This is a genomic window from Streptomyces sp. NPDC007917 (assembly GCF_042959105.1).
Taxonomy (GTDB): Bacteria; Actinomycetota; Actinomycetes; order Streptomycetales; family Streptomycetaceae; genus Streptomyces.
The window spans coordinates 77,135-101,834 of sequence record NZ_JBIBKK010000014.1 but is presented as its reverse complement, the minus strand read 5'-3'; the positions used below and the strand labels follow the sequence as shown (position 1 = coordinate 101,834).

21 protein-coding genes and 4 pseudogenes are annotated in these 24,700 nt (G+C 68.4%); 12 read left to right on the top strand and 13 right to left on the bottom strand.

The window, feature by feature from the left end; genetic code table 11:
- Window positions 1-378: 378 nt before the first annotated feature.
- Window positions 379-903: a zinc-binding dehydrogenase gene (locus tag ACFZDL_RS27055; protein WP_353593869.1), complete on the bottom strand. Its 525-nt coding sequence runs from the start codon at window positions 901-903 to the stop codon at window positions 379-381.
- 263 nt (window positions 904-1,166) lie between these two features.
- Window positions 1,167-1,811: a LysE family translocator gene (locus ACFZDL_RS27050; RefSeq protein ID WP_353593809.1), complete on the bottom strand. Its 645-nt coding sequence runs from the start codon at window positions 1,809-1,811 to the stop codon at window positions 1,167-1,169.
- Window positions 1,812-2,128: 317 nt separating this feature from the next.
- Between ACFZDL_RS27050 and ACFZDL_RS27045 the strand changes: the two are divergent.
- Both ACFZDL_RS27045 and ACFZDL_RS27040 read left to right on the top strand, forming a co-directional pair.
- Window positions 2,129-2,305 (top strand): annotated as a pseudogene (locus ACFZDL_RS27045) (Teneurin-2); the annotation flags it as partial.
- A gap of 331 nt (window positions 2,306-2,636) precedes the next feature.
- Window positions 2,637-3,062 (top strand): hypothetical protein, encoded by a 426-nt coding sequence (locus ACFZDL_RS27040; RefSeq protein ID WP_353593877.1) that lies wholly within the window; start codon window positions 2,637-2,639, stop codon window positions 3,060-3,062.
- Window positions 3,063-3,284: 222 nt separating this feature from the next.
- On the opposite strand, the gene ACFZDL_RS27035 is transcribed toward ACFZDL_RS27040, so the two are convergent.
- The 3 genes from ACFZDL_RS27035 to ACFZDL_RS27025 form a co-directional block, all read right to left on the bottom strand.
- A complete protein-coding gene (locus ACFZDL_RS27035) occupies window positions 3,285-3,407 on the bottom strand; it encodes a hypothetical protein (RefSeq protein WP_353593808.1) in 123 nt (40 codons plus the stop codon).
- Between the two features lie 251 nt (window positions 3,408-3,658).
- Window positions 3,659-5,686, bottom strand: coding sequence for a mycothiol conjugate amidase Mca (gene mca / locus ACFZDL_RS27030; RefSeq protein WP_353593807.1), 2,028 nt, complete (start codon window positions 5,684-5,686; stop codon window positions 3,659-3,661).
- On the bottom strand, window positions 5,683-6,549 hold the full coding sequence (locus tag ACFZDL_RS27025) for an alpha/beta hydrolase fold domain-containing protein (protein ID WP_353593806.1): 867 nt from the start codon (window positions 6,547-6,549) through the stop codon (window positions 5,683-5,685). Before ACFZDL_RS27025 ends, mca begins: the two co-directional genes overlap by 4 nt.
- 103 nt (window positions 6,550-6,652) lie before the next feature.
- Here ACFZDL_RS27025 and ACFZDL_RS27020 point away from each other — a divergent pair, with 103 nt between their 5' ends.
- Together ACFZDL_RS27020 and ACFZDL_RS27015 are read left to right on the top strand one after the other, a co-directional pair.
- Entirely contained in the window at window positions 6,653-7,288 is a 636-nt protein-coding gene (locus ACFZDL_RS27020) for a TetR family transcriptional regulator (RefSeq protein WP_353593805.1), read from the top strand.
- Window positions 7,289-7,492: 204 nt separating this feature from the next.
- Window positions 7,493-8,445: pseudogene (locus ACFZDL_RS27015) on the top strand (class I SAM-dependent methyltransferase); the annotation flags it as partial.
- A 90-nt stretch (window positions 8,446-8,535) separates the two neighbouring features.
- On the opposite strand, the gene ACFZDL_RS27010 reads toward ACFZDL_RS27015, so the two are convergent.
- On the bottom strand, window positions 8,536-8,760 hold the full coding sequence (locus ACFZDL_RS27010; protein WP_353593876.1) for a hypothetical protein: 225 nt from the start codon (window positions 8,758-8,760) through the stop codon (window positions 8,536-8,538).
- Between the two features lie 589 nt (window positions 8,761-9,349).
- Between ACFZDL_RS27010 and ACFZDL_RS27005 the strand changes: the two genes are divergently transcribed.
- Window positions 9,350-9,982: a DUF2461 family protein gene (locus tag ACFZDL_RS27005; RefSeq protein WP_353593804.1), complete on the top strand. Its 633-nt coding sequence runs from the start codon at window positions 9,350-9,352 to the stop codon at window positions 9,980-9,982.
- A 736-nt stretch (window positions 9,983-10,718) separates the two neighbouring features.
- On the opposite strand, the gene ACFZDL_RS27000 is transcribed toward ACFZDL_RS27005, so the two are convergent.
- Window positions 10,719-10,868: a hypothetical protein gene (locus ACFZDL_RS27000; protein ID WP_353593803.1), complete on the bottom strand. Its 150-nt coding sequence runs from the start codon at window positions 10,866-10,868 to the stop codon at window positions 10,719-10,721.
- Between the two features lie 548 nt (window positions 10,869-11,416).
- A complete protein-coding gene (locus tag ACFZDL_RS26995; RefSeq protein ID WP_353593802.1) occupies window positions 11,417-12,361 on the bottom strand; it encodes a YafY family protein in 945 nt (314 codons plus the stop codon).
- Window positions 12,362-12,461: 100 nt separating this feature from the next.
- On the opposite strand from ACFZDL_RS26995, the gene ACFZDL_RS26990 reads away from it, so the two are divergent.
- The 4 genes and pseudogenes from ACFZDL_RS26990 (at window position 12,462) to ACFZDL_RS26975 (ending at window position 17,016) form a co-directional block, all read left to right on the top strand.
- Complete coding sequence (locus ACFZDL_RS26990; RefSeq protein ID WP_353593801.1) at window positions 12,462-14,804, top strand: ATP-binding cassette domain-containing protein; 2,343 nt, start codon at window positions 12,462-12,464, stop codon at window positions 14,802-14,804.
- Between the two features lie 127 nt (window positions 14,805-14,931).
- Window positions 14,932-15,276 (top strand): annotated as a pseudogene (locus ACFZDL_RS26985) (IS481 family transposase); the annotation flags it as partial.
- A 225-nt stretch (window positions 15,277-15,501) separates the two neighbouring features.
- Entirely contained in the window at window positions 15,502-16,425 is a 924-nt protein-coding gene (locus ACFZDL_RS26980; RefSeq protein ID WP_353593868.1) for a GNAT family N-acetyltransferase, read from the top strand.
- A gap of 195 nt (window positions 16,426-16,620) precedes the next feature.
- Window positions 16,621-17,016 (top strand): helix-turn-helix domain-containing protein, encoded by a 396-nt coding sequence (locus tag ACFZDL_RS26975; protein WP_353593800.1) that lies wholly within the window; start codon window positions 16,621-16,623, stop codon window positions 17,014-17,016.
- Window positions 17,017-17,816: 800 nt separating this feature from the next.
- Here the strand turns inward: ACFZDL_RS26975 and ACFZDL_RS26970 are convergent.
- Window positions 17,817-18,416 (bottom strand): TetR/AcrR family transcriptional regulator, encoded by a 600-nt coding sequence (locus ACFZDL_RS26970; protein WP_353593799.1) that lies wholly within the window; start codon window positions 18,414-18,416, stop codon window positions 17,817-17,819.
- 101 nt (window positions 18,417-18,517) lie between these two features.
- Between ACFZDL_RS26970 and ACFZDL_RS26965 the strand changes: the two genes are divergently transcribed.
- Complete coding sequence (locus tag ACFZDL_RS26965) at window positions 18,518-19,681, top strand: epoxide hydrolase family protein (protein WP_353593798.1); 1,164 nt, start codon at window positions 18,518-18,520, stop codon at window positions 19,679-19,681.
- Between the two features lie 63 nt (window positions 19,682-19,744).
- Here the strand turns inward: ACFZDL_RS26965 and ACFZDL_RS26960 are convergent, their stop codons facing one another.
- Window positions 19,745-20,176 carry a hypothetical protein gene (locus ACFZDL_RS26960; RefSeq protein WP_353593797.1) on the bottom strand — a complete coding sequence of 144 codons (432 nt, stop codon included), beginning with the start codon at window positions 20,174-20,176 and terminating at the stop codon, window positions 19,745-19,747.
- A gap of 201 nt (window positions 20,177-20,377) precedes the next feature.
- Window positions 20,378-20,962 (bottom strand): CGNR zinc finger domain-containing protein, encoded by a 585-nt coding sequence (locus ACFZDL_RS26955; protein WP_353593796.1) that lies wholly within the window; start codon window positions 20,960-20,962, stop codon window positions 20,378-20,380.
- 51 nt (window positions 20,963-21,013) lie between these two features.
- On the opposite strand from ACFZDL_RS26955, the gene ACFZDL_RS26950 reads away from it, so the two are divergent.
- Window positions 21,014-22,459, top strand: coding sequence for an MFS transporter (locus tag ACFZDL_RS26950; RefSeq protein ID WP_353593795.1), 1,446 nt, complete (start codon window positions 21,014-21,016; stop codon window positions 22,457-22,459).
- Between the two features lie 52 nt (window positions 22,460-22,511).
- Window positions 22,512-23,633 carry an epoxide hydrolase family protein gene (locus tag ACFZDL_RS26945; protein WP_353593794.1) on the top strand — a complete coding sequence of 374 codons (1,122 nt, stop codon included), beginning with the start codon at window positions 22,512-22,514 and terminating at the stop codon, window positions 23,631-23,633.
- 311 nt (window positions 23,634-23,944) lie between these two features.
- On the opposite strand, the pseudogene ACFZDL_RS26940 reads toward ACFZDL_RS26945, so the two are convergent.
- Together ACFZDL_RS26940 and ACFZDL_RS26935 are read right to left on the bottom strand one after the other, a co-directional pair.
- Window positions 23,945-24,478 (bottom strand): annotated as a pseudogene (locus ACFZDL_RS26940) (Tn3 family transposase); the annotation flags it as partial.
- Window positions 24,424-24,681 (bottom strand): Tn3 family transposase, encoded by a 258-nt coding sequence (locus ACFZDL_RS26935; RefSeq protein ID WP_353593793.1) that lies wholly within the window; start codon window positions 24,679-24,681, stop codon window positions 24,424-24,426. The pseudogene ACFZDL_RS26940 and the gene ACFZDL_RS26935, both read right to left, overlap by 55 nt.
- Window positions 24,682-24,700 lie beyond the last annotated feature (19 nt).

The following is a 24,700-nucleotide window of genomic DNA, read 5'->3' as shown; positions in this document are numbered from 1 at the left end:
TCACACCTCTACGACACTCCGCCCCATGGCTCAGGAAAACCGCATTCGAACAGACGCATCATGGCGTGCTCAGAGAGCATCGGGCCGGGGCTGCCGCGCCGCAGCCCCAAGCCAGATTGATGCTGAGGATCGGGAAGCGGATACATGTTTCCGATGTCCGGCCCTCATCGTCTCCCCCTGCCGACAGGCCCAGGCTCGTCGAGAAGCCGCTCGGACAAGCGGCCTGAATCGACTCGGCCCTACCGAGGACAGACAACCAGACCGAAGTTGTAATCTACGCGGACAGCACACCGTGCCGGCGTCCCCATCTGTCGTGCCGGAAATGCAGCCACGTGCCGGAATCGTCCGTCAGCTGCTCGGCTCAGAACGCTGCCCCCTCTAGGTAATCAGGGGTTTGACGATGTGCTCGCCTTCGGTCTGCAGGAGTTCGAAGGCCCGGGTGGCTTCGTCGAAGTGAAACCGGTGAGTGGTCATCGCGGTGGGGTCCACACGGCCGGTCTGCATGAGCCGGAGCAGCCGTGCGAGGCGTTCACTGCCGCCGGGGGCGAGTGCGCTGCGGATGGTCTTGCCGCTCCTATCCGGGCCGGAGAAGCCGACAGGGATCGGCAGCGGACCCTGGCTGCACCAGTCCTGGTAGCCGACGTCGGCTACCTTGCCGCCTTCCCGAGCGACCCGGAGGGCGTTCTCGAACGCCTCGTGCGTCCCCACCGCGTCGATGGCGCAGTCCGTATCGGCGGCGCCGACCAGGGCGCGGATTTCCTCCACCGCGTCGCACCGGCGTGGGTTGATCACTACGTCCGCTCCGAACCTCTCAGACAGTTTGGCGTGCTCAGGTCGTGTGGCCGTGGCGACGACGAGACCGGCGCCCAGCAGCCGGGCGCCGATGACGGCACACAGTCCCACCGGTCCTTGTAGGAAGACTGCGACACCCAGGCGGTCGCGACTCACTGCGACAAGCGCGGCTACGTCTTCCTCGGCACCGCCACCGCGGCGTCCGTCGCCCTCTGGCTCCGAACATGACCTCCTACGCAACCCAGCAGTAGACGCTCTGGTTCTGGCGCCGGGCGCTGCTGATGAGAACAGCCAGATCACTCACGATCGCGTCGACGATCTCCGTGACGTGTTCGGCTGACCCCAGCAGGGCCGGTGTCACAGGCGCGCGGGGCTCAGGCCGAGACAGGCGTACGGGACAGGGCGGTGTGCAGCGCGAAGACGCCGAGCAAGCCGCCTGACGAGAACCGCTGAGCGGTCATCACGCGAGGTCGGGCGGCCAGAAACCCCGACACCCGTGCTGCGCCCAGCATGATCAGAGCGTTCACGGAGATCCCCACGATGATCTGCACACCACCGAGCTGGAGCAGTTGCGCCCAGTCCGGGCCCGCCTGCGGATCCATGAACTGAGGCAGAAGAGCGGCGTACATGAGAGCAATCTTGGGGTTGAGCAGGTTGGTCAGGAGCCCCATCGAGAACAGGCGGGCGTCAGAGACCGGAGGCAGGTCCTGGGCCGGGGCGAAGGGCGAGCGGCCACCGGGCTTGAGCATGTCCCAGGCCAGGTAGGCCAGGTAGGCGGCCCCGGCGAGCTTGACCACCGTGAACGCCAGCGGCACGGCGGCGAACAACGCGGACAGGCCCGCGGCCGCGGCCAGCAGGTAGCACAGGAATCCCACGGCAGTCCCGCTCAGGCTGACCAGGCCCGCCCTGCGGCCCTGGGTAATCGCGCGAGAGGCGAGGTGGATCATGTTCGGTCCCGGCGTCAGGGCCATGCCCAGTTCGACCAGGGCCACTCCCCCCACTGCGGCCAGACTTATCACCGGTCAGCTCCTGATCGCTTGTCGGGTACCTGGTACCCGGGGTGGGGCGGTGCCCGGCTGCGACGGGCGGTGCGACGCATCGGCAGTGCCTGCATCGCCTGCCTCAGGATACGGCCCTGCCGTTCGGTGTCTCCGTGCGCCCTGACTCCAGCCGGCCGACGACATCAACGACTACAGCCGGATCGCCCACGATCGACGTCGGCGACCTCCGCGTGGTCGGCCGGACAGGCTCCGGCTTGCTCCGGAGCACCCCACCCTCATCGGCGCGGCATGCCCCCGCGTCCGATGTGCCGTGCCCTCAGACGGGAGAAGCAGTGATGGCAGGCGAATCGAGTACCGGAACCGGACCACAGCCCACCGATCTGCGCTCCTACGGCGCTATCGCCACCGTCGCGGGCAACGGTGCCGTCGGATATCTCTCCGATGGCGGACCCGCGTCGCAGACCTTTCTCAATGACCCCTACGGTCTGGCCGTCGACAAGCAGGGCAATCTCTACATCGCCGACTTGGTCAACCATCGGGTCCGCAAAGTGGCCCCGGACAGGGGCATTACCACTGTGGCGGGCAACGGTGAGCCCGGCTACAGCGGCGACCGCGGACCCGCCGTCGGAGCCCGGCTTCAGAACCCCCGCGGCATCGCGTTGGACCGCAAGGGAAATCTGTACTTCAGCGAGTGGAACCATCGGGTCCGGAAGGTGACTCCCGACGGGATCATCACCACCGTCGCAGGCCTCGGCGAGGCCGGCTACAGCGACGACGACGGACCGGCCGTCTCCACCCCGCTCTACAGCCCGTGCGGAGTGGCGCTGGACGGCGCGGGGAAGCTTGTACATCGGCGACCGCAACAACCACCGGGTACGCGGCGTGACGGCCGTTGCCGAGGTGACGCCGCCGCGGCCGCTGGCTGCGGATCTGTACGGCGAGAGCGTCGCCCCGTACGCGGTCCCGCGTGGCCAAGCGTTCGACCTCGGTGTCCGGATCAAGAACCGCGGGCCCAACGCGGTCGAGGGGCGGTTTGTCACAGTGGAGCTGAACCTCGCCGACGGCCTGGTCGGCATACCGGACAACGGCGACCGGCGGCTCAGCCGCACCTTCACCGGTCAACGGCTGCTGCCCCATCAGGGCTCCCTGGACGGCGTCTTCCACGTCAGCGCCCCCGCCACCGTGTCTCCCGGCATCTCCACCTCCACGCTGAAGATCCAGTACAGCGGCGAGATCGACCTCAATCACAGCGCGAGCGCCTGCCCGTGACGATCGTCGTGCCCGCATCGGCCGGTGACGAGAGGGCCCTCACCATCCTCCAGGACACGATCCCCACCGCCGCCCCCAGGCAGTCGACCGTCTTCACCGTGAAGTGCATCTCCGGCATCGACCGGCCGGTGAACCCGGGGAACATCGCCAGCGTTTCACCGCCCCGAGCGGCTTCACTTTCAGAGGCGAGCCCACCTACGCGTACGACGTAGCGTCGAACCGCTACTTCTTGGTGTGGCTGACGGCCCAGTTCACGCCGTTCAGGGAAAACCTGTGCGTGCTGACCTGGTCCGATTCCACACCGGTGAGGTCGTCCTCGTATACGGTGACAACTTTCTGAGCCATGGCCGGATGCCACCCGGCCGCTCCGGAATGGCGGGCAGAGGATCGGTCTGGTGGTCTCTGTCGAAAGGCCGCCGACGATCCGATGATGCTGGCGCAGGACATCATCCAGATGAACCTGCGTAGTGAGCCGGAGCGCGCCTGGGAGAAGGTCCGGCAGACCCACCCGGGCCAACGGGGCACATCCCTGTCGATGAACGAGACGACCGGTAGCCGTCCGGCGGGCTTGCCTGTGTGCCTGGGCCGTGTCGTTGTCAGCAGTTCCGCAGCAGCGGTTCCGGGCCGGGTTCGGTCTCGCCTTCGCGCGCCTGGGCCGCCAGCGCGTCGAACATCTCCTGGGTCGGCTGGGTGAAGACGTACTGGCTTCCGTGCACGCCGATGGCCTGGTTGTGCTCGACGTAGGGGCGCAGTGCCTTGTCGTAGGCGGCGAAGGCGGCGGTGTGGTCGCCATTGGCCGCGGCCAGCTCTGTGGCCAGGATGTAGGCACCGATCAGGGCCTGGGACGTGCCGCGTCCGGACGTGGGGGCGGCACAGTACGCGGCGTCGCCGACCAGGGCGATGCGGCCGGCGGACCAGGTGTCCATCCGGATTTGGACCATGGCGTCGAAGTAGAGGTCGGCCGCATGGTCCAGCGTCTCCAGCAGCATGGGGGTCTGCCAGCCCAGGTGTGCGGCGCGGGCTTTGAGGACCTCTGCCTGGGCGCGCCGGTCGTGGCGGTCGACGGGCAGTTGGTGGTCGGACTTGAACAGCAGGCCCGCTCGCGTGTGCTGGTTGTTTTTGACGGTGAATACGCTCAGCGCCGCGGTCTGGCCGTCGCCGGTGGCCATTCCCTCGTGGTCGAGACCGAGGTGGTTGTCGGTCTGCCAGTAGGCGTAGTAGCAGCCGAGGTAGTGCGCGAACTCGGTTTCGGGGCCGAAGGCCAGGCGGCGAACCGCCGAGTGCGCCCCGTCGGCGCCGATCACGAGGTCGAAGCGCTCCGGCGGGGCGTGCTCGAAGGTGACGTCGACGCCGTCGTCGTCCGGAACCAGTGCGGTGATCGAGTCGCCGAAGCGGTACTCGACCCCCGTCTCGGCGGCGCGGTGGTGCAGGATCTCGATCAACTCGTCGATGAGCACCTCCAGTTCGCCCGCGTATACGACGGCCGGGATCACGGCGTACGGCTCGCCGACGGCATCCACGACGGTGCAGTCGCCGATGCCTGTGTCCCGCTCGCGGACCCGGTCGAGGACGCCCATGTGCTGGAGAACGGTCAGGGCTTGGCCGCGGAAGTCGACGGCCTGGCCGCCGCGCCGCAGCGCGGGGGCGCGCTCGACGACTGTGGGGGCGTACCCGTGCCGCTTGAGCCAGTACGCCACCGCGGAGCCCGCCACCCCGCCCCCGGAGACCAGCACCTTGGGCGGCTCGGGCCGCACCCCTGCGAACAGATCGTCCTCCGGAAGGGAGACCGGGACCCGGGAGTCGGCCAGGTGGTAGTCCTCGGTGGGCCACACCTCCCGCTCCACCGCGCGGTCGTGGAGCATGAAGCCGGCGTTCGGGTCGATCTGGGTGGCGTGGGCCAGCAGCGCCCGGTCACGGGTGGGGAAATGTTCCGCGCACGGCACCCGGGTGGTGAACTGCGGTGTCGCATCGGCGTCCTGGTCGCCGAACTCGGCGAGGACCTCCTCCATTCCGGAGGGGATGCCGCGGGCGGTCATGCCGTCGTGCAGGGTCTGGAACCAGGCCCTGGACAGTGCCCCGTGGTAGTAGAGCTTGGACGGCTGCCAGGCCGGGCCCGCCTCCGGGAAGCGGTCTCCGTCCCCCGCCGCCTGGTAGGCCGCGGCGGCCACCTGGTGGGTGCGGATGTGGTCGGGATGCGGATAGCCCCCGGTCTGGTCGTAGGTGAGCAGCACATGGGGGCGGAACTCGCGGACCAGCGCGACCAGCGCCGCTGTCGACTCCTCCAGCGGAACCGCGGCGAAGCAGCCTTCGGGCAGCGGTTCCCCCTCGGGGGGCAGACCGGAGTCGGTGAAACCCAGGAACTGCTGGCGGACGCCGAGGATTTCGCGAGCGGCGGCCATCTCCTCGCGGCGGATCCGGGCCAGGTCGGCCCGTACCTCGGGGCGGTCCATGGCGGGGTTGAGCACGGTGCCGCGCTCACCGCCGGTGCAGGTGACCACCAGGACCTCTACGCCCTCGGCGGCGTACTTGGCCAGCGTCGCCGCACCCTTGCTGGACTCGTCGTCGGGGTGGGCGTGGACGCTCATCAGACGGAGCGTTTGTTCTCGGGTGACGCGCAGGTTCATGCGGCGTTCCTTTCGGTCCACTCCGCCAGGCGGCGAAGGAAGGTGTCGGTGGCGGCGGTCGGGCCGGCCAGCAGAGCCAGGTGGAAGACGTGCGGCAGGTCCTCGTAGAGGTCGAGCTCTGCAACCGTCCCTGCCGCCCGGGCGGCAGCGGCGAGGCGGCGGGCGTCATCGGCGAGGGCCTCGGCTCCCCCCGCAGCGATCAGCAGGGCCGGCAGCTTGGACAGGTCACCGTGCAGGGGGGATTGGGGCGCGGCATCAGGCCGCGCCCCGGCCAGATACTGGGCGCAGACCTGCTCCAGGCCCTCCCTGGTGACGGTGTCCCGCCCCTGGCTGTCCGTCAGGGAGGCGGAAGACAGAGTCAGATCGGCGAGCGGAGAGACCAGCACGGCCGCGCCGGGCAGCGGCTCCCCGGCCGCCTTGAGGGTGAGGAGGGCGGAGAGCACCAGGGTGGCGCCGGCCGACTCACCGAAGTGGACGATGCGCCCGGCGGGCACCCCCTGGTCGACCAGTGCCCGGTGGGCGGCGGCGACGTCGTGCAGGGCCGCCGGGTAGGGGTGCTGCGGGGCGAGCCGGTAGTCGACACCGAGGACGGGGCGGTTGGTGGCGCGGGAGAGGTGGCGGGCCAGGGCCCGCTCCGCTTCCGGCTGCCGGCCGGAGAACCCGCCGCCGTGGACGTAGAGGAGCGCGCCGGCCTCACCGGGCGTCCGGCCGGAGGCGTCGGCCCAGCTACCGGACGCGATGCCGGGGTCGGGGAACGCGGGCGCGAGGTCGGCGTCGGCGGGTGTTTCGGGGATGCCGTCGGCAAGGTGGGCGAGCCGCTCACGGACGGCGGCGGACTGTTCCGGGGTGATGCGCAGGTTCACACGGTTCCTTTCTCCTGTCTCGCTCGGACAGGCATAAATATAGGTCGAACCTATTAAGAGGTCAACTGTAATTTTTGGCTGGACCTAAGTTAGGCTTGGTGACATGACAACCGGACTGCGCGAACTGAAGAAGCACCAGACCCGCCAGACCATCTCCGACACCGCGACGCGGCTGTTCCTGGAGCGCGGCTTCGAGTCGGTGACCATCGCCGAGATCGCCGCCGCGGCGCAGGTGGCCAAGATGACCGTCACCAACTACTTCCCGCGCAAGGAGGATCTGGCCCTCGACTTCCACGAGACCTTCCGCGGCAGCCTGGCCGCCGCACTGGACTCCCGCAGGGAGGGCGAGTCCGCGCTCGCCGGGCTGCGCCGCGAGTATCTGGCGGCCGTCGACCGGCAGGACGCCCTCGCGGGCTTCTCCGGAGCGGAGTTCGCCCGGATGATCACCGACAGCCCCACTCTCGCCGCCCGCCTGCGTGAACTCCACCAGCAGCGCGAGGACGCCCTCGCCGAGGCCCTCGCCGCCGAGACCGGGGTACGTACCGACTCCCTCGCCCCCCGGGCCGCCGCAGCCCTACTCGCCGCGGCCCACCGGACTCTGTTCCACCACGCCCTGGACCTCACCATCGCGGGACGCACGAACCGCCAGCTTGCAGACGCCCTGCCCGGGGCGGCCGAGGAGGTCTTCGCGCTGCTGGAACCATCCCTCGCCGATTACGCGGTGCGCGAGGCCGCCTGAGCCGGTCCACGTCCTCCACGACGGGCCATTCCGCATACCCCCAGCGCGCTGCGCCGACGAGAATCGGCGACGCCCGCCGGTGTTTCACGTGTGGTCGCCCGTGAAATGACAGTGAAACGACGGTCCGGGCCGCCCGGGGAGCCCATTTCCGATCCCGCTCTGGGAAAGGGTCGTCGTTTCTGACAGTACCGCGAAGTGCGGCAGGCCTACCGGCGGCTGGGCTTCGGTCTGCGGGAGATCGCGGAACTGGTTGGCGACTCGTCCACCGACGCGGTCGCGCATCTGCGCCGACTGCGTGGCCTGCTGCTGGAGCGGCGTGATCGAGCTGACGCCATGGTGGCGGCCATCGACAGGGAACTTGAGGCACGGGCGAAGGGACTGAAGGTGACACCGGAGGAGCAACTGGAGGTGCTCGGTGCACAGCTGTACGACGCGATCGGCGGCGCCTACACCACGACACGGAGTACCGAGCCTCGGATCGCCGCACAGATCTTGGACGCGCTCGGGGACGCGCGGACGGTGCTGAACGTCGGGGCCGGCACCGGCTCCTACGAGCCCGCTGGTCGCGACGTGACCGCGGCGGAGCCATCGGCGGTCATGCGGGGGCAGCGGCCTGCTGGCTCGGCGCCGTGCGTGGCCGCCGCCGCGGAGAGCCTGCCGTTCGAGGACCAGTCCTTCGATGTCGCGATGGCCGTCTCTACCGTTCACCACTGGGGGGACCCGATAGCGGGTCTGCACGAGATGCGGCGCGTGGCCCGCCGCGTGGTGGTGCTCACGTTCGACACCGACGAGCCCGGATGGCAGGACCGGTTCTGGCTTACCCGCGATTACCTGCCCGAGTTCGCCGCCGTCCTCGCGGAGTTTCCCTCGCTTGCTGGGATGGCCGACGCGATCGGTGCCCGCGCTGAGCCGGTACCCATCCCGTGGGACTGCGCTGACGGCCTGTTCGAGGCGTACTGGCGCCGGCCGGGCGCGTATATCTGGAGGATCACGTGCGCCGTGCGATGTCGGTGTGGACGAGGGTCGGGCCGGAGGCCGAGCAGCGGGCGGTGCGAAGCCTCAGCGACGACCTCGACTCCGGCCGGTGGGCCGAGCACAACAGCGACCTCGCAGACCTCGATGCAGCAGATCTCGGCCTCCGTCTGCTCGTATCTTGAATGGACGCCGGTCGCGATCCTTGAGCCGGCGCCCGCCAGGTCAACGTGATGCGTTCCTCCTGCTGACCGCGATGCTCCACGGCTGCCCCGTCAGTCCTCCGTCCCGTCCTCGCCACCGAGCCCGGCCGCGACCGGGTCGCGCAGCGGACGCAGACCGCCGTCGGCCGGGACCGAAGCACGGATGCTGTAGCGGCCCAGCACGTTGAGGTTGGCGTGCTTGAGCGGGGAGAGCCGGGCGACGTCCTCGTCCCGAACGTCGTGCTCACGCTCCTCGGGGGGCGCAGCGCCCGCAGCTGGGCGACATATCGCTGGCATCTTCCTGTGGTCCGCTTGCTGACGTAGGGAAGCACGATCGGATCGGGCCAGGTCACGATCCGGGGGAGCCGTCCCAAGCCGGTGCGAAAACGGATGCGCCCACGCTCCGGGATCTCATCCGCGACGACCTCACCCAGCACGGTGAACCGCGCACCGCAGCCGAGGTCGTCACTGCCCTCACCCAGGCTCTTCCGGACCACGAGATCAAGCCCACAGTCGTGCGCGGCACTCTCGAGTCGCTCGTCGCCAAGAGCCAAGAACCAAGAACCAAGCACACCGCACCAAGCAGCAGAAGTCCGTCTTCTGCTCGGCTACCGTCCCGGACACGGCCGCCGCCACGTCTCAGCTGTCTCAGCCCAGCACAGCATCGCCTTCCTGAGGGCTGTAGGGCGACCGCACAGGGCCCCAGAAGAGCCGACCCGATGATGCCTTTTGAGGACTTGACACGCGTAGGGCTGACGGAGGTCGTCTCCTGCGCTGCGCTCCCGCTGACCTGCCCGGCGCGCGACCTCCCACGTGTCTGGAGGTACCTCTCCGGGCCCGTCGTACTACGTCCTTGCATCGATCACTGGTGGGTTATGGTGCCGACATGGGCGTACGATTCACCGGCTGGCCGGAGCGAGCCATGGATGTGTTGCTGCACCTGCAGGGCGAGCCCTCAAGCGCGGTGCGCGAGAAGTACCGCGTGGATCGCGAACGCCTCGTCCGGCAGCCGATGATCGCGTTGCTGAATGATGTGGCGGACGTTGATCCACGGTACGAGGACTTCTCTGTCTGGCACTACCGCACAAACGTCTGGTGGTGGCAGCATCAGGGCGCGGTGATCCGACTCGGCCGCAAGGTTGAGATCGGTCTGCGGTTCGATCTGGACGGCCTGCGGATCCAGGGGGCCTGGTGGTACCGGGACCCTGGTCAAGTCGCCATGTTCCGCAAGGCAGTCGCCGCCGAGGGCAGTGGCCGTGAACTGTCGGCCATCGTCGAGGACTTGAGGCAGAAGGGCTACGACATCTCTGGGGACGTCATGAAGCGCCCCCCACGGGGTTATCCTTCCGACCACTTCCGCGCGGACCTGCTGCGCCACCGCTCACTGATCGCTGTCCAACCCCTTGGCTGCGACGACTGGCTCCACACTCCTGAAGCCGTCGGAAAAGTCCTGGCGGCCGCCGATGACTTGGATCCCATGCTCACATGGCTGGTCCGTCACGTGAACAGCGCCGCCTGATACCGGACGTGCTCCGCGCGCGCCACCGGCCCCGTGCTCAGGTCATGAGGGCTGGACAACGGCCGGGCGCTCCCGCAGCATGCGGCAGGCCCCTGGGTGACGAAGCCATCGTTGCCATGCCGGGGGCCGCCCGCTCGAGTTCGCGCAGGCAGACGTTGACGGCGAGGGATCTTGCCGACTCCGGCCGGGCCGTGGAGGCACACCATGGCCGGGCCTCGATCGTGTCGGTGATGTGTCCCTTGGCGGTCAGCAGAGAGCGGGTTTGTGACGACTGCGGCGTCGGGGAGTTGGGGGTCGCGGTCGGTCTGCGGTGGCAGTGGGCCGGTGGCCGTGTTCCTTCGCCGCCGGGTGCCGAGGCGCGGCTAAGCCGCTGCCATGCGTCACGTCCAGCGGCGGGTTCGGGGAGTTCGTCCTTGTGGAGGAGCTACCCGACATAAACTGAGCGTTCGGCAGTGGCAGCGGCATCTTTCTCGACGTGCCGTTAAGACCGTACAACGAGGACGGAAGCGCAGAGTTGCTGTACGGGCTGGACTCGACGGGTGGAGCAGTGCCGAGCCGCGATGGAACGTACAGCAGTCCGGCGCGAACTGGCACGGTGTTGGCGCCCGGGAGCTCGTTGAGGCGCTGCGCGCCTGGAACCGAGCAGGTCTCCTACTTCGGCACGTGCCAGGGCGGTGGCTTCCACAGCCTCACGGGGGAGCATCGCCAGCCATCGCTTCCGGCCGGTCTACGACTGTCATCTGTCGTTCCAGCTGCCCGGTGTCCCCGTGGCCTTCCAGCCGAGCGTACGCGGTGGCCGCCGGTCGGCGTACAGCTGCTTGAGGACGTCCACCTTCGTGAGGCCGCCGGCGACGCGCTCCCAGCCGTCGGAACCGTCATGGATCAAGGTGCGGTCCCGCATCACCTCGGAAGCGGTGCTCGGTGCCGTAACCGGCTCGCTGAGGAACCCGCTCACTCTGCTGCTGGGCCCCGCTACGACAAAGCCGGCGACCTGCACAGGGTCTCCCGGACCCCCGCTGAACACCGCAGCCCACCATGACCTGGGGCAGCGGCCGGCACCCGCAGGCTCCGAACTCCCCTGGCCCGGGCGCGCTTCAGCGCCGGATGGGAAACCGGCGACGAGCTGGAGTTCCGCACGGTGAGGCTGACCCTGGTGGCCGAGTTCCTCGCCGGCGCAGCCGTCGACGCAGGCCGCTACCGCCACCCGGTCCGCTACGTTCGCCTGCGCGACGACCTCGCTCCGGGCCAGGCGCCGCCCTTCACCGCGCTCACAATTGAACAGCGCAGTGACGGACCTGTGGCTGCTGCCCAAGCTAGATCTCCGTTTCGGCGTGCACAGCCAAGTGCTCCTGCTCCGATTCCGGCTGTGGGCGCCATCTGCTACCAGAAACCAACTGGTTGTCGCGGGGTAGGACGTTGTCGACGCTGGTTGTGTCACCTCGCCACGGCTTCGGCGGCCCGAAGCAGGCGTTGCCCGGTGTGCGCGAGGTAGTCCCGGAACTCGGCGGTCTCATCGACCCTGAAGTCGATGTCGGTAACGGCCAGAACGACGGCAAGCCACTCGAAGGAGTCAACGTAGGCGATATACCGACAGCTGTGTTCGTCGAGGGCTTCGAGGGACCCGTCGATGCGGTGTAGGCGAGTCGCCGCGTCGCGCACGTCGGTGTGCAGGGTGAGGACGGTCCGGATTGTCTTCGGGCTGTGGAATCGTGCCTCGAGATGCCCCGCGAGGTCGTCGGTGGGAAGGGGGCGTGGCGGAAACGTCGCATCCGTCATCTGCGGGTCGGCGATTCGGTCGAGCCGGAAGTTTCGCCAGTCCTGCCGGTCGCGGTCCCAGGCGTAGAGGTACCAGCGTTGGCGGATCTGAACGAGTCGTGCCGGTTCGACAGTCCGGAACGACCGTCCTTTCTTTCCGCTGTAGGCAAAGGCAAGGCACCGATGAGCCGCGATCGCCGATGCGACGGCACTCAGGACGGTGGGGTCGGTCGGGGGATGTTGGCTGCGACCGAACTCCACCGCGGCGAGCACTTCGTCGGTTCTGCGGCGCAGGGCAGCGGGGAGTATGCGGCGGAGCTTCGCGGCAGCACGTTCGGCGGACTCGGCGGAGAGGTCGATGCCGGTTCCTCCGGCGGCTGCGAGGCGTAGCCCGAGGACGGTGGCGATTGCTTCGTCGTCTTCGAGCATGAGGGGCGGCAGCGCGGCGCCGGCGACGAGGCGGTAATGGCCTCCTGGTCCGCGAGCGCTTTCAACGGGGTAGCCCATCGTGCGCAGATGGTCGATGTCGCGTCGAAGGGTGCGGGAGGGCACTCCCACCGCCACGGCGAGTTCGCCCGCCGGCCAGTGCCGACCGGTCTGCAGCAGGGACAGCAGCCGGAGCATCCGTTCTCTTGGTGCCGTCACAGTAGGTCTCCAGTCTCATAGATCCGCCCTGGAATAGTTGCGGCCAGTAGCTGGCCACAACTGATCGTAACCTGGACTCATGTCACATGATCAGGAGGCGATGGTCGAGCGTGGTCGGTGGATCACGGTGAAGGGTGCCCGGACTCACAACCTCCGGGACGTGTCGGTCCGGGTACCGAAGCATCAGTTGACGGTGTTCACGGGCGTCTCGGGGTCGGGGAAGTCGTCGCTTGCGTTCGACACGATCGCGGCCGAGGCCGAGCGTCTGACCACCGGAACCTATCCCGCGTTCGTCCGGAACCGGCTTCCGCAGCATCCACCGGCGGACGTGGACCGGATCGACGGGCTGGTCTTCACCACGATCGTGGATCAGCGGCGGTTCACCGGGAACGCCCGATCGACCGTGGGCACGGCGAGCGACATCGCGCCGCTGCTGCGGCTGCTGTTCTCCCGTATCGGAAGCCCGACCGCCGGGTTCTCGCCGGCATACTCGTTCAACTCCCCCAGCGGGATGTGTCCACGCTGTGAGGGTCTCGGCACCGTCGACGACATCGATCTCGACCTGCTGCTCGACCGCTCACGCAGCCTGCGCGACGGCGCGGTCAAGTTCCCGACCTTTGCCCCCGGAACCTATCGATGGAAGCGCCTCATCCACGCCGGACTCGTCGACCCCGACACTCCCTTGGAGAAGCTCCCCGCAGCGAAGATCGATACCCTGCTCCACGCTGAAGGACTCCGGCTCGCCGACCCCGCCCCCCAGTACCCCAAGCACGGCATCTTCGACGGCATCATCCCGCGGCTGCGGGACACGTACCTGCGCCGGACGCCGACGCGCCTGACCGCCGAGGAAGAGCAGGGTCTTGCCCGAGTCGTGACCCGCAGCACCTGCCCGGACTGTAACGGCACCCGCCTCAACGCGTCGGCGAGGAACAGCCTGATCGACGGCCGATCCATCGCGGACTGGTCGGCCCTGCCCATCAGCGACCTGCGCGATGTCGTGGCGGCCGTGCGCGACCCGTCCGTGACGCCGCTCCTCCAGGCGATTCGAGAACGCCTCGACGCGTTGGACACCGTCGGGCTCGGCTACCTCAGCCTGAACCGGGAGTCGGGCACCCTGTCCGGCGGCGAAGCCCAACGGATCAAGATCGTCCACCATCTCGGCAGCGCTCTCAGCGACGTCTGCTACGTCTTCGACGAGCCGAGCACCGGACTGCACCCGCACGACGTGCACCGCCTCCTGGAACTACTCACAAAGCTCCGCGACGCGCACAACACGATCCTCGTGGTCGAACACCATCACGCAGTCATCGCGGCCGCCGACCACGTCATCGACCTCGGGCCCGGCGGTGGCTCAGACGGCGGCGTCATCCAATTCCAAGGCAAACCCGCCGAACTCACGGCAACCGACACCACAACAGGCCGCGTCCTGCGCGCCCCGATCCACTTCAAGGAGCGGCCCCGTCCGGCTCGGGGGACCGTAACGATCGCCCATGCCGCCAGCCACAACCTGCGAGACCTCACCGTCGATGTGCCGCTCGGCGTCCTCACCGCCGTCTCGGGCGTCGCCGGTTCCGGCAAGAGCACACTGATCGCCGACGAACTGCCGCGTCAGCACCCCGACTTCATCGTCGTCGACCAGGCACCTCTCCGCGGCGGCATCCGCTCAACGCCTGCCACCGTGCTCGGCGTCGCCGCACCCATCCGAGACATCTTCAGCAAGGCCACCGGGTTGCATCCCTCATGGTTCAGCGCCAACGGCCGCGGAGCATGCCCCGTCTGCAAGGGAAGAGGTGTCATCGTCACCGACCTGGCATTCCTCGATGACGTCCAGACCGACTGCGACGCCTGCGGACGCACCCGGTTCAACCCGACGGCACTCGCCGCCACCCTCCACGACCGCAACATCGCCGACCTGCTGGCGATGAACCCGGCGCCCGCCGCCGACCTGCTCGCCGAACACTCCCACATCGCGCGCCGACTGCGGTGGCTGGACCGAGTCGGACTCGGCTACCTGTCGATCGGGCAAAGCCTCGACACCCTCTCCGGCGGCGAACGGCAACGACTCCTCCTTGCCCACCACCTCGCCGACACCGACACCTCCGACAACCTGCGCATCGTCCTCGACGAACCCACTGCCGGGCTACACGGAAGCGACGTCGACCGACTACTCGCGCTCTGCGACGACCTCGTCGACTCCGGAGCAACGCTCATCCTTATCGAGCACAACCAGCGCGTGATCGCCCATGCCGACCACGTCATCGATATCGGGCCCGGCGCTGGGTTCAACGGCGGAACCATCGTGTTCCAGGGCACGCCGGCTGACCTCGCAACAGACCTCACGTCAATCACCGGCCACTACCTGCGGGGCGCCACCACTGCCCCCGTAGCAGTCACAGCCGATCGCCAAACGCAATCACACTGAACCCTGTCCGCCAGGGAGCCGAGCACGCGCTCAGACCTCCTCTCCGTGGTAGTGATCCGAAGCGGAGCCTCGAAGAGACTCGGCATCGAAAGGAACCCAGGTGCGTCACCGAAACGCACCGTTTGTGATCGAGCGGCTCGAGTCCTGGCGACGCGAGCTCAAGTGGTCAGCGCGGAGAATCACCGATGAGCTCGTCGGCCTTGGGCACGTGATCAATCGCCGCACCGTCACCAGGCACCTCACGCGGCTCGGCCTCGGGCAGCGCCGCTTCCTCGACCCGAACGGCGACAACAACCGCAAGCCCGGCGAGATCATTGCCCGATGGCCCGGCCAAATCGCCCACCTGGACGCCAAGAAGGTCGGCCGCATCCCCGACGGCGGCGGTTGGCGCGTCCACGACCGCGACAGCGAGCGGAAGAGAGCCGTCGAACGCGCCAGGAACGCCGGCGGTAAGCGTGGCTACGTCTACCTGGGGGCGATCGAAAAGCGCTTGCGGAGGGGGCGGCGCTTGGCTAGACGTTACGGCGGAACCCCCACCACGAGGGTGAGGGGCCACGACAGCGAGAGGAGAGGTAAGCCCATGATGCCCATGATCACCGCGCTTGTGTCCTCCCGGGGTGCGGATCACATCTGAACTCGGAGCGGACAGGCGCCTTCACCGGAGCGTGCCTTGACCGTGAAACAGAACGACCTGACCATGCGTCCGATCACCGGGCGCGAAGAACTCGTCCTCTTCTCCCAACTGCCATACACCCTCAACGAGGAACTGGCGGACGACCTTGCCGCCGGCCGCCGACGTCCGGAATGGATGTGGGTCGCCCTTCGCGGCGAGCGCCTACTGGCCAGGGTCGCGTGGTGGGGTCGGACCGGAGACGACACACCATTCCTTTTGGACATTTTCGACATAGACGACAGCAGCGCGGACCGCGATCGCGTGGACATCGGCGTGCGGCTGCTACGGGCTGCCACGGCCGCAGTGGTCCCCGCCGACGCCCGTCCACCCGAGTACAACCGAGCCGTCCCACCCGACTGGCGCGAGGGCGGAGTGACCCGGCGCATCGTCGAGGACCGCATGCTCGCCCTGGAACGGACCGGCGCCCGCCAGTTCGTCGAACGGCTGCTTCTGGAGTGGCGTCCCGGGACGCCACTCCCCGAGCCGAGGGGGCGCCTGGCGTTCCGGCCGGTCCGCGACACCGAGGAAATCCTCGCCCTGATGACTCGGGTCCTGGACGGAACGCTGGACGCGCACAGTAGGGACGACCTGACCCGGATGTCCCCCCGCGAAGCGGCGGCCAGACACTATGAGGAGGAGCTCGCGCACTTCCGGAGCCCGCAGGACTGGTGGCGGATCGCGACACTGCCGGACGGCGAGCCGGTGGGGTTCGTCACTCCGGCCCGCAACGACTACAACCCCGTCATCGGCTACCTCGCCGTACTCCCCGAACATCGGGGCAACGGCTACATCGACGAGATCCTTACCGAAGGCACCCGGATTCTCAGCGCGCAGGATGTCCCCCGCATCCGGGCAGCCACGGATCTCGGCAACATTCCCATGGCGAACGCTTTCCAGCGCGCCGGATACGTCAACTTCGCACGCCGGATCTGCATGATCTGGCGCTGACCGAGGGCGCGGGGCTCCCGCAACGGCGTCCCGCCCACTCGCCCGCGATCGACAGAGTGAGCTGCATCACACCAGCGAGGCCGGAATGCAACACGCACTGCCCCCACCGTCGCGAACGCAACGTCGAAACTCGTCTTCCCAATCACGACACGACTCCGACTGCACACGGCCTCTGCGGACACAGGGCATTCGCACGTGACGCACAGCATCGAGGATGGCACGGACCCGAAGTTCATCCAGGAGCAGGTCGGCCACCGTTACGTGTCAACGACCGCCATTTACACCTCACATGAACACCATGATGCGGAAGGCCCTGGACCGCACGCGCGCCACAGCTGGCCAGTAGTGATACGGCATGACGGCAAACTCGACTACCGCTGGCGCCTGCGTGAGGTCATGGCAACCCGCGGAATGTTCTCCACAACCGACCTGCGGCCCCTGCCGGCAGAGCGGGGCATCGACCTCTCGCCCAGCCAGACCTACCGCCTCGTGGTGGAACGGCCCGATCGGCTCAGCCTCAAGGCGCTCATGGCTCTGCTCGACATCCTCGGCTGCACGGTGGAAGGAGTTGCTCGAGCCGGTCACCGCTGACGGCCAGCAACGCCGCAAAGCATCAGGCGGTTCGCCCGACGGCCACGGCGGTCTGGGGCCTCAGGCTCAAGCGCGCCCGCGTCCTACCGGAGTAGCGCCAGATGCCCAACCCAGCCCTCCGGCTACCCGACCCCCACGGAACCGGTTCGAGGGCGGCTTCCCGAGCGACCACTATCCCGGCCGAGGCCCGCCTTGAGCTCCCCTAGAAGGCCCATGCCGTTGCGTAGGGGCTGCGGCCGTGCCGGCATCCGCTGCCCGCACGGCCCACGGTGTGCACGTCATCCCGGCCCCGAGGCTTGGGCCACCCGAATTCCGTGTCAAGTCCTGCTGTGTTGCATGGGTGCCCCGGGGCCTGCTTCCGGCACCAGCCCCCATGGCTCGGCTCAACCTTGCTTGAGATCCGCCGTTGCTTGGACGTCGAGGTCGAGAATTGCCCGTCGAATCGCGCGAAGGCCTTGGACCGAAACGTCGAGCCTGATGTGTTGCTCCTCGCTGTCGTCGCTTTTGAGAGGGCAATAAGCGAGTCTTCTACCGTTTTGATTGAGACAGTTCGTGTGGACTTGGTGGGTTTCGGCTCGTCAGCGGGCTTGGCCGTGGTGCGCTTGAGCGGTGGGTGAGCGCAAGCCGCACAAGACCGCCCCGACCGAGCCGGAGTGGGCCGTGATCAAACCGCTGATCGCGGCGTGGAAGGCACGGCCTCAGTTTCCGGCCATCAGGGGCGTTACGAGATGCGGGACATCGCCAACGCGCTGCGGTACCAGGACCGGACTGGCTCCGCGGCTCCGTTCGAGTACTGCGGGTCAGGGCTGGTCGCCCACGAGAGCGATGGCGCGCGTCTCGGGAACTCCCAGCATCAGCAGGCTCGTGATCGTCGCTGCTCGGGCACCGAGGGTCCCGTTCGACAGGTCGCTGTCCGCGATGGCGAACACGACGCCGTAGGCGACCTGGCTCAGAATGCCCGCCGGCAGGTGCTGTGCGAACACCTCGGTGTCCTGGCCCCGTTTCACGAGGTCGGCGAGGAGCTCATCGACTGGCCCGAGCAGGCCGTGGATCGCCTCGCCGTACTCGCCACGGCGCAGCGCCAGCAGCACTCGGTACCGGTGCGCCACCGGCCAGAGGCGGGCGATGAATTCGACCCACGTCGCGTCCGCTTCCGCGTCGGAGGCGTTGACTTCGGTGAGCACGGCTGTCATCTCGGTGACGGCCCGTTCCGTGAGTGTCCGGACCAGGTCGAGGCGCGAGGGGAAATGGTCATAGACCGTGCGGCGGACGACGCCGGCGGTGGAGGCGATCTCGCCCATTCCGGCGTCGGGGTTCTCTCCGAGCAGATCGAGGGCGACGTCGAGGATGCGTTCGCGTGTCTCGTTCATCGAGCGCACGCGGGAGGACTCGGTGGGCACGGCACCAGTATTGCACACCGGTGTACAGTGAGACTGACTGTACAGCAGTGTGCAGCGAGAGTTGGGCTGCGCTTCGAAGCTCAGGAGAAGAGAAGAAGGCAATGACCGCACCGACGCCACCTACGTCGACCCTCGTCCGCCCGTTCACCGTGTCGATCCCGGAATCGGAGATCGATGACGTCAAGCAGCGACTGGCCAGAACCCGGTGGCCGGATCCGGAAACGGTGGGCGACTGGTCGCAAGGGGTTCGTGTAGAGAACGCCAGGTCTCTGGTCGAGCACTGGGACCGCGGCTACGACTGGCGGCGCTTCGAGTCCGAACTCAATCGCTTCCCCCAGTTCCTGACCGAGATCGACGGGCTGGACATCCACTTCATCCACGTCAGGTCCAAGAACCCCCACGCGATGCCGCTGATACTCACGCATGGATGGCCGGGCTCGATCCTCGATTTCCTGAAGCTGATCGGCCCGCTGACCGATCCGGTTTCGTTCGGAGGAGACGTCGCCGATTCGTTCGACGTCGTCGTCCCGTCGCTCCCCGGGTTCGGGTTCTCCCAGAAGCCCACGGAGACCGGGTGGACTGTATCGCGCATCGCAAGCGCGTGGGTGGAGCTGATGAAGCGTCTCGGCTACACGAGATGGGCCGCGCAAGGCGGCGATTGGGGTGCCGTCGTCACCACCGCCCTCGGGGCCATGCAACCTGAGGGGCTTCTCGGAATTCATCTGAACACCCAGTACGCCTTCCCCGCACAGATACCCGACGCCTTGTCGCCCGAACAGCGCTACGCCGTGGAGACCCTCGCCCTCTACACTGGCGATCTCGGTGGGTCTAACCACCTTCAGGGCACGAAGCCGGAGACGGTCGGATTCGCCCTGGCGGACTCTCCCGCTGGCCAGGCAGCCTGGATCTACGAGAAGTTCCAGTCCAAGACCGACAACCACGGGCTCGCCGAGGGCGCTCTCAGCATCGACGACATGCTCGATGCGATATCCCTCTACTGGTTCACCAACAGCGCAGCGTCGTCCGGCCGCATCTACTGGGAGAACAAGTCGCTCACTTTCGCCGGCCCGAAGGTGACGCTTCCGGTCGCGGTGACCGTCTTCCCGAAGGACATCCCACGCGTGCCACGGAGCTGGATCGAAGACACCTACAGCAATCTGATCCACTACGGCGAGGCCGACAAGGGCGGGCACTTCGCGGCCTTGGAACAGCCCGAGATCCTTGTCAGCGAAATCCGCACCGGCCTGCGCACCCTTCGTTCCTGACGCCAACGCGCGAGCTCAGCGGGCAATAAGCGAGTCTTCTAATGTTTTGCCCGTTGGTCTGGATCAGGATTGCTGGTCGGCGGGGGCTGTCGGGGCCTGAGGGCCGGGCTGTGCGAACAGTCCGGGTTCGGTCTCGTCGAGGAATCCGAGGCTGACCAGGCGTTTGAGTTTCGCGCGGGTGCCTACGACGTGCTTGGGCATCAAGGGCAGGTCCAGCGCGAAGCATAGGTCGCGGGCGCGTAGCGGTCGGCGTTCGTGCTCGAATACGTCCATGATCTGCTGGTAGGCCGCGCCATCCGGCAGCGCCGGGGGCGGCGGCCGCTCGAGGTCGAGGCCTGGGGCCACCGCGCGGACGGTCTTGGCCGTGGTCGCCAGGGCCTCGCGTTCAGCCTGCGCCTCGCGCAGGCGGGCGGCGAGTTCGCCGATCTGCTCGGCAAGCTGACGTTCGCGCAGGTCGATTCCGTCCAGGAGTTGCTGGATGACGGCGTGGGTCATCACACCTCCCGCCAGCGGGCGGGCGTGCCGACCAGGCGGCGCAGTATCCGCCCGGCAGAGGCCCAGTAGATCCTGGATTCCGCACAGGACGGGGCGTGCTCATTGCATCGCGAGGAACGCCCTCGGAGGCCCGAACGAGTTCGCCGAAGGCGGGCTCGGACGAAACCCCGGCGCCGACCTGACAGGGTCAGGCGCCGGCGCTCAACGCGGGCTGCGCCGGCTCCGGTAGGCCGCGACACTGGCCCGGTGTGCGCAGGTTCGGGTGCAGTACTGCTTCGAGCCGTTGCGCGAGAGGTCCACGAAAGTGGCCCGGCAGGTCGGCCCGGCACATACGCCGAGACGAGCGGGACCGAGCGTGGCGATCACGGAGGCCAGTGCGCTGAGCGTAGTCGCGGCAAGGTGCGCCGCGCAGCGGTCGGTGTCGGAGGTCACCTCGGTCCACCAGCGGCCGTCCTCGTGGCGCAGTGCCGGGGTGGCGCGGCTGCGACGCAGACCGTCGTTGATCAGAGCCGCAGCTTCGACCGCGTCCGCGTTCGCCCGTTCGAGCACCTCACGCACCGTCTCGCGCAACGCGCGGACTTCCGCCAGGTCGGCGCGGGTGAGATGCCGCGGACCGGTCCCTTGGTTCGCGGCCGAACTCGGAGGCTCAGCCGCGGGATGGTCGTCAAGGAAGTCCCGGAGCTGCTCCACGGTCTCGAGCGCGTCCTCTCCCTTGACCGGCCTCAAGGTGTTGGCCAGGTCGACGGCCGTCTGGACCACCAATGGACTGTGATACGCATCCTGCATTTGACGTGTCTCCTCACTGCCTCGTAGCGTTACACCCAAAGGAGCTTTAGCATGTCACAACATACTCGGCGGGGGACGACGCCGCAGACGATCCCGTCTGGAGGGGCCCCGGCACCGGAGCGAACCGACGCCCCGGACGGGCGTCGGCTGGGGCTGACTTTGGGGATGCTGGTGCTGCCGATGTACGTGGCACTGGGAGCGCCGTCGGTGGCCCTGCCGGTCATCGGCCGCGCACTCACGGTGCCGTTCGGGGCCACCGCATGGATTCTCGCCGCGTGGTCGCTGACCTCCGCGCTCGCGATGCCGGTCGCGGGTCGGCTGCTGGTCCGCTGGAGCCCCTTCCAGGTCCTCGTCGCCGGGGTCATGGCGCTCGCCGCGGGCTCCGTGCTCGCCGGAGCCGGGCCGACACTGTCCGTCGTGATCGTCGGCCGACTGATCGGCGGCGCCGGGGCGGGCGCGACCGTGATCGCCGTCTTTGCCGCGGCCACCGCCCTTCCCGGGCGGCAACGGATCCGCGCCTTGGGAATCATCGCGGCCGCCAGCGCGACGGCGTCGGGGTGCGGGACACTGTTGGGCGGGGCGGTGACCGCATGGCTCGGGTGGCGTGCCGTGCTCGCGATCCCGGTCCTCGCGCTGCCCCTCCTGCTGGCCGCATTGCCGAGTAGGCGCGCGCTGACGCGGAGCGGTAGCGGCGAGCGAAACGGCTCGACCGGGCGACTCGATATCGTCGGCGCGGCCGTGCTGTCGGTACTCGCAGGCTCGTTGATCACGTTGCTGCAGGCACACTCGGTCGGCCTGCCCGCTCCGGTCACGCTCGTCGTGGCTGCCGCCGGGGCGCTCGCCGCCGTGGGACTGTGGTGGCGCGTGCGAAGCACGCCCGACGGGTTCGTGCCTCGGCGGGTGATCGCCTCCCGGGGCTTCCTGGCGGCCGGGCTCATCGGCGGGACCGTCTTCGCCGGCTACTACGGGGTGCTGTTCCGCGCCCCGTCCCTGATCGAGCAGGCCACGGGCGGTGGCCCCCTGGAAGCCGGCGTGCTCTTGGTCCCGGCCGCCGCCTGCTCGGTGCTGGCCGGGCGGCTGGTCGGCACCTTGACCGACCGGTTCACCGGCTGGCAGGTGTCGGCCGGGCTTGCGGCACTCACCGTCGTCGGCGTGCTCGTGGTCGCGATCTTCACCGGGCCGATCCCGATTGTCGCCGGCACGGCGTTGACCGTGTGCGGGTTCGCCGGCGCCCAAGCCGTACTGGTGAGCCTCGCGCCGGACCTGGTCGCCGCGGACGACCGCGACACCGCACAGGGCCTGCTCAACTTCATGAACGCCCTGGGTGGCGGGATCGGTCCGGCCGCTGTCGCGGGTCTGTCCGGCATCGTGCCGGTGCCGGTGGCCCTCGCCGTGCTCGCGGCACTCCCCCTGGCCGGACTCGTCCTCAGCCTGACCCGGCGCCCTACCGCCGACCGCCGCCCCGAACCCGACGCCACGCGTAGGAGCCCGCGATGACGGTCCACCTGCCTCTGATCCGATAACGCCTTGACCAGTAAGGAGCGTTGCCATGTCCGCCGAGCCATTCGAGGTCAGCATTACCGAAGCCGAGATCGCGGACCTGCGTGAACGATTGCGACGGACACGGTGGCCCGAGCGCGAGCCGGTGGACGACTGGTCACAGGGTTTGCCGCTGGCGTATGCGCAGGAGCTTTGCCGTAGCTGGGCCGAGGACTACGACTTCGGGTTCGCCGAGCGGCTGAACGTGTTCCCGCAGTACCGCGACACGATCGACGGGCTGGGCATCCACTTCCTGCACGTCCGCTCGCCGGAGCCGGACGCGTTCCCGCTCGTGCTCACGCACGGGTGGCCGGGTTCGGTGCTCGAGTTCCTGGAGGTCCTCGGCCCGCTGACCGACCCGCGCGCGCACGGCGGTGACCCGGCGGACGCGTTCCACGTGGTCGCGCCGTCGTTGCCCGGGTACGGCTGGAGTGACAAGCCGTCGACGACCGGGTGGGGCATCACTCGCACCGCGCGCGCCTGGGACACGTTGATGGTCTCGCTGGGTTACGAACGGTACGGCGCGCAGGGCGGTGACTGGGGTTCGGCGGTGTCCGCGGTGCTGGGCGAGGTGGCGCCCGAGCGGGTCGCCGGCGTGCACCTGAACCTGGGATCCGTGGCGGCGGGCACGTTCGACGACCCGACGCCCGCGGAGCTGGCGAATCTCGAGGCCGAGAAGGAGATGCAGCGCACCGGCCGGGGGTACTCGGCGATCCAGGCAACCCGGCCGCAGACGCTCGGCTACGGCCTCACCGACTCCCCGGCGGGGCAGGCCGCCTGGATCGCCGAGAAGTTCTGGGCGTGGACGGACAACGACGGCCATCCCGAAGACGCGTTGTCGCGGCAGACGATCCTCGACGAGATCTCGGTCTATTGGTTCACCGCGTCGGCCACGTCGTCGGCGCGCCTGTACTGGGAGAGCTTCGCCAACTTCCGGGACAAGGTGACCGCGCCATCCGGGCTGTCGGTCTACCCGCGCGACATAACCCGCCCGTCGAGGCGGGAGGCCGAGCTGCGGTTCACCGACCTGCGCTGGTTCGAGGAACTGCCGCATGGTGGCCACTTCGCCGCGCTGGAGCAGCCGGAGTCGCTGGTCAAGCAGGTGCGCGGGTTCTTCCGCCTGTTCCGCTGACTGTCCGTGCCACCCCCGGGGGAGCCCGCGCCCAGGGGATGGTCCTGTCCGTCCCCCGGGTTACCGGCAAAACGACGGCCGCGCTCGTCGAGCGGACGCTGGTGATCATCGCCCTCTAACGAGGAGTCGGCCTTCGAATGGCGGAATAGCACTACGGCGCGAGACATATCGGTACTCATAGCGGCCCACCATGGCGGGCAGGGTCGGCGCCAACCAGGGCAAACAGCCACTGGTTCAGCCAGATGGAGTAGATCCAACGGCCCGGCACTCGCGGCGCTGACGGAGGTCAAAGGACAAGCTGAGAAGCTGTCCTACGTTTTAGGGGCGGGCTGTGGGCCCCCGGCAGAGGCGGAGTCAGGCCGCTTGGGCGTACCCGTCCGTGCCGGGGTCGTCGCCGCGCAGCGGGCTGAAGAATCGTTGTCGGTGATGACGCCGCCGTTGCCGAAGCCGATCCACTGGGAGAAGCCGTTGAATGCCTCGACCTTGTTCGTCGCGGCGGTCACCCGCCGGCGCAGCGGGGCGTCCGAGAGGTAGCGCAGCAGCTGGACGGTGCGGATGACGCGGCCGACCTCGCGGAAGGCGGTGTAGGTCGCGTTCTTGCGTGACCCGGCCCGCAGGCGCCGCAGCAGCAGGGTGGAGGAGATGACGCCCTCGCGCACCGAGATCGCCACCCGCATCAGGTGCCGGAACTGGGACTCGATCAGGTCGAAGTCGATGACGTTGCGGCCGCTCTCCCCGAACAGGGCGTCGATGTGCACGTACTCGGTTCTCTTCGTGGGCCGGTAGAAGGTCAGGTCCTTCCAGTTCCTGATCCTGGGCATGAGGTCGAAGCCCAGCAGGTGCGCGAGCGCGAAGACGGAAAGGACTGGCCCTTAGTATCGGCGTGCACGGTGGCCGGCTTGACCTCGGAGGTGTTCTTGAGCAGGCCCTCGATGATGTAGACGGCCTCCCAGGAGGTATCCGGGGCAAACGGGTGAACGGGTTCTGTTTGTGCAGGCAGAACGCTTGCGGTAGCGTCTGTGAGAGATCGGTGCCTGGGGCGCGTCATCGTCTGGGGAGGCGTCCGG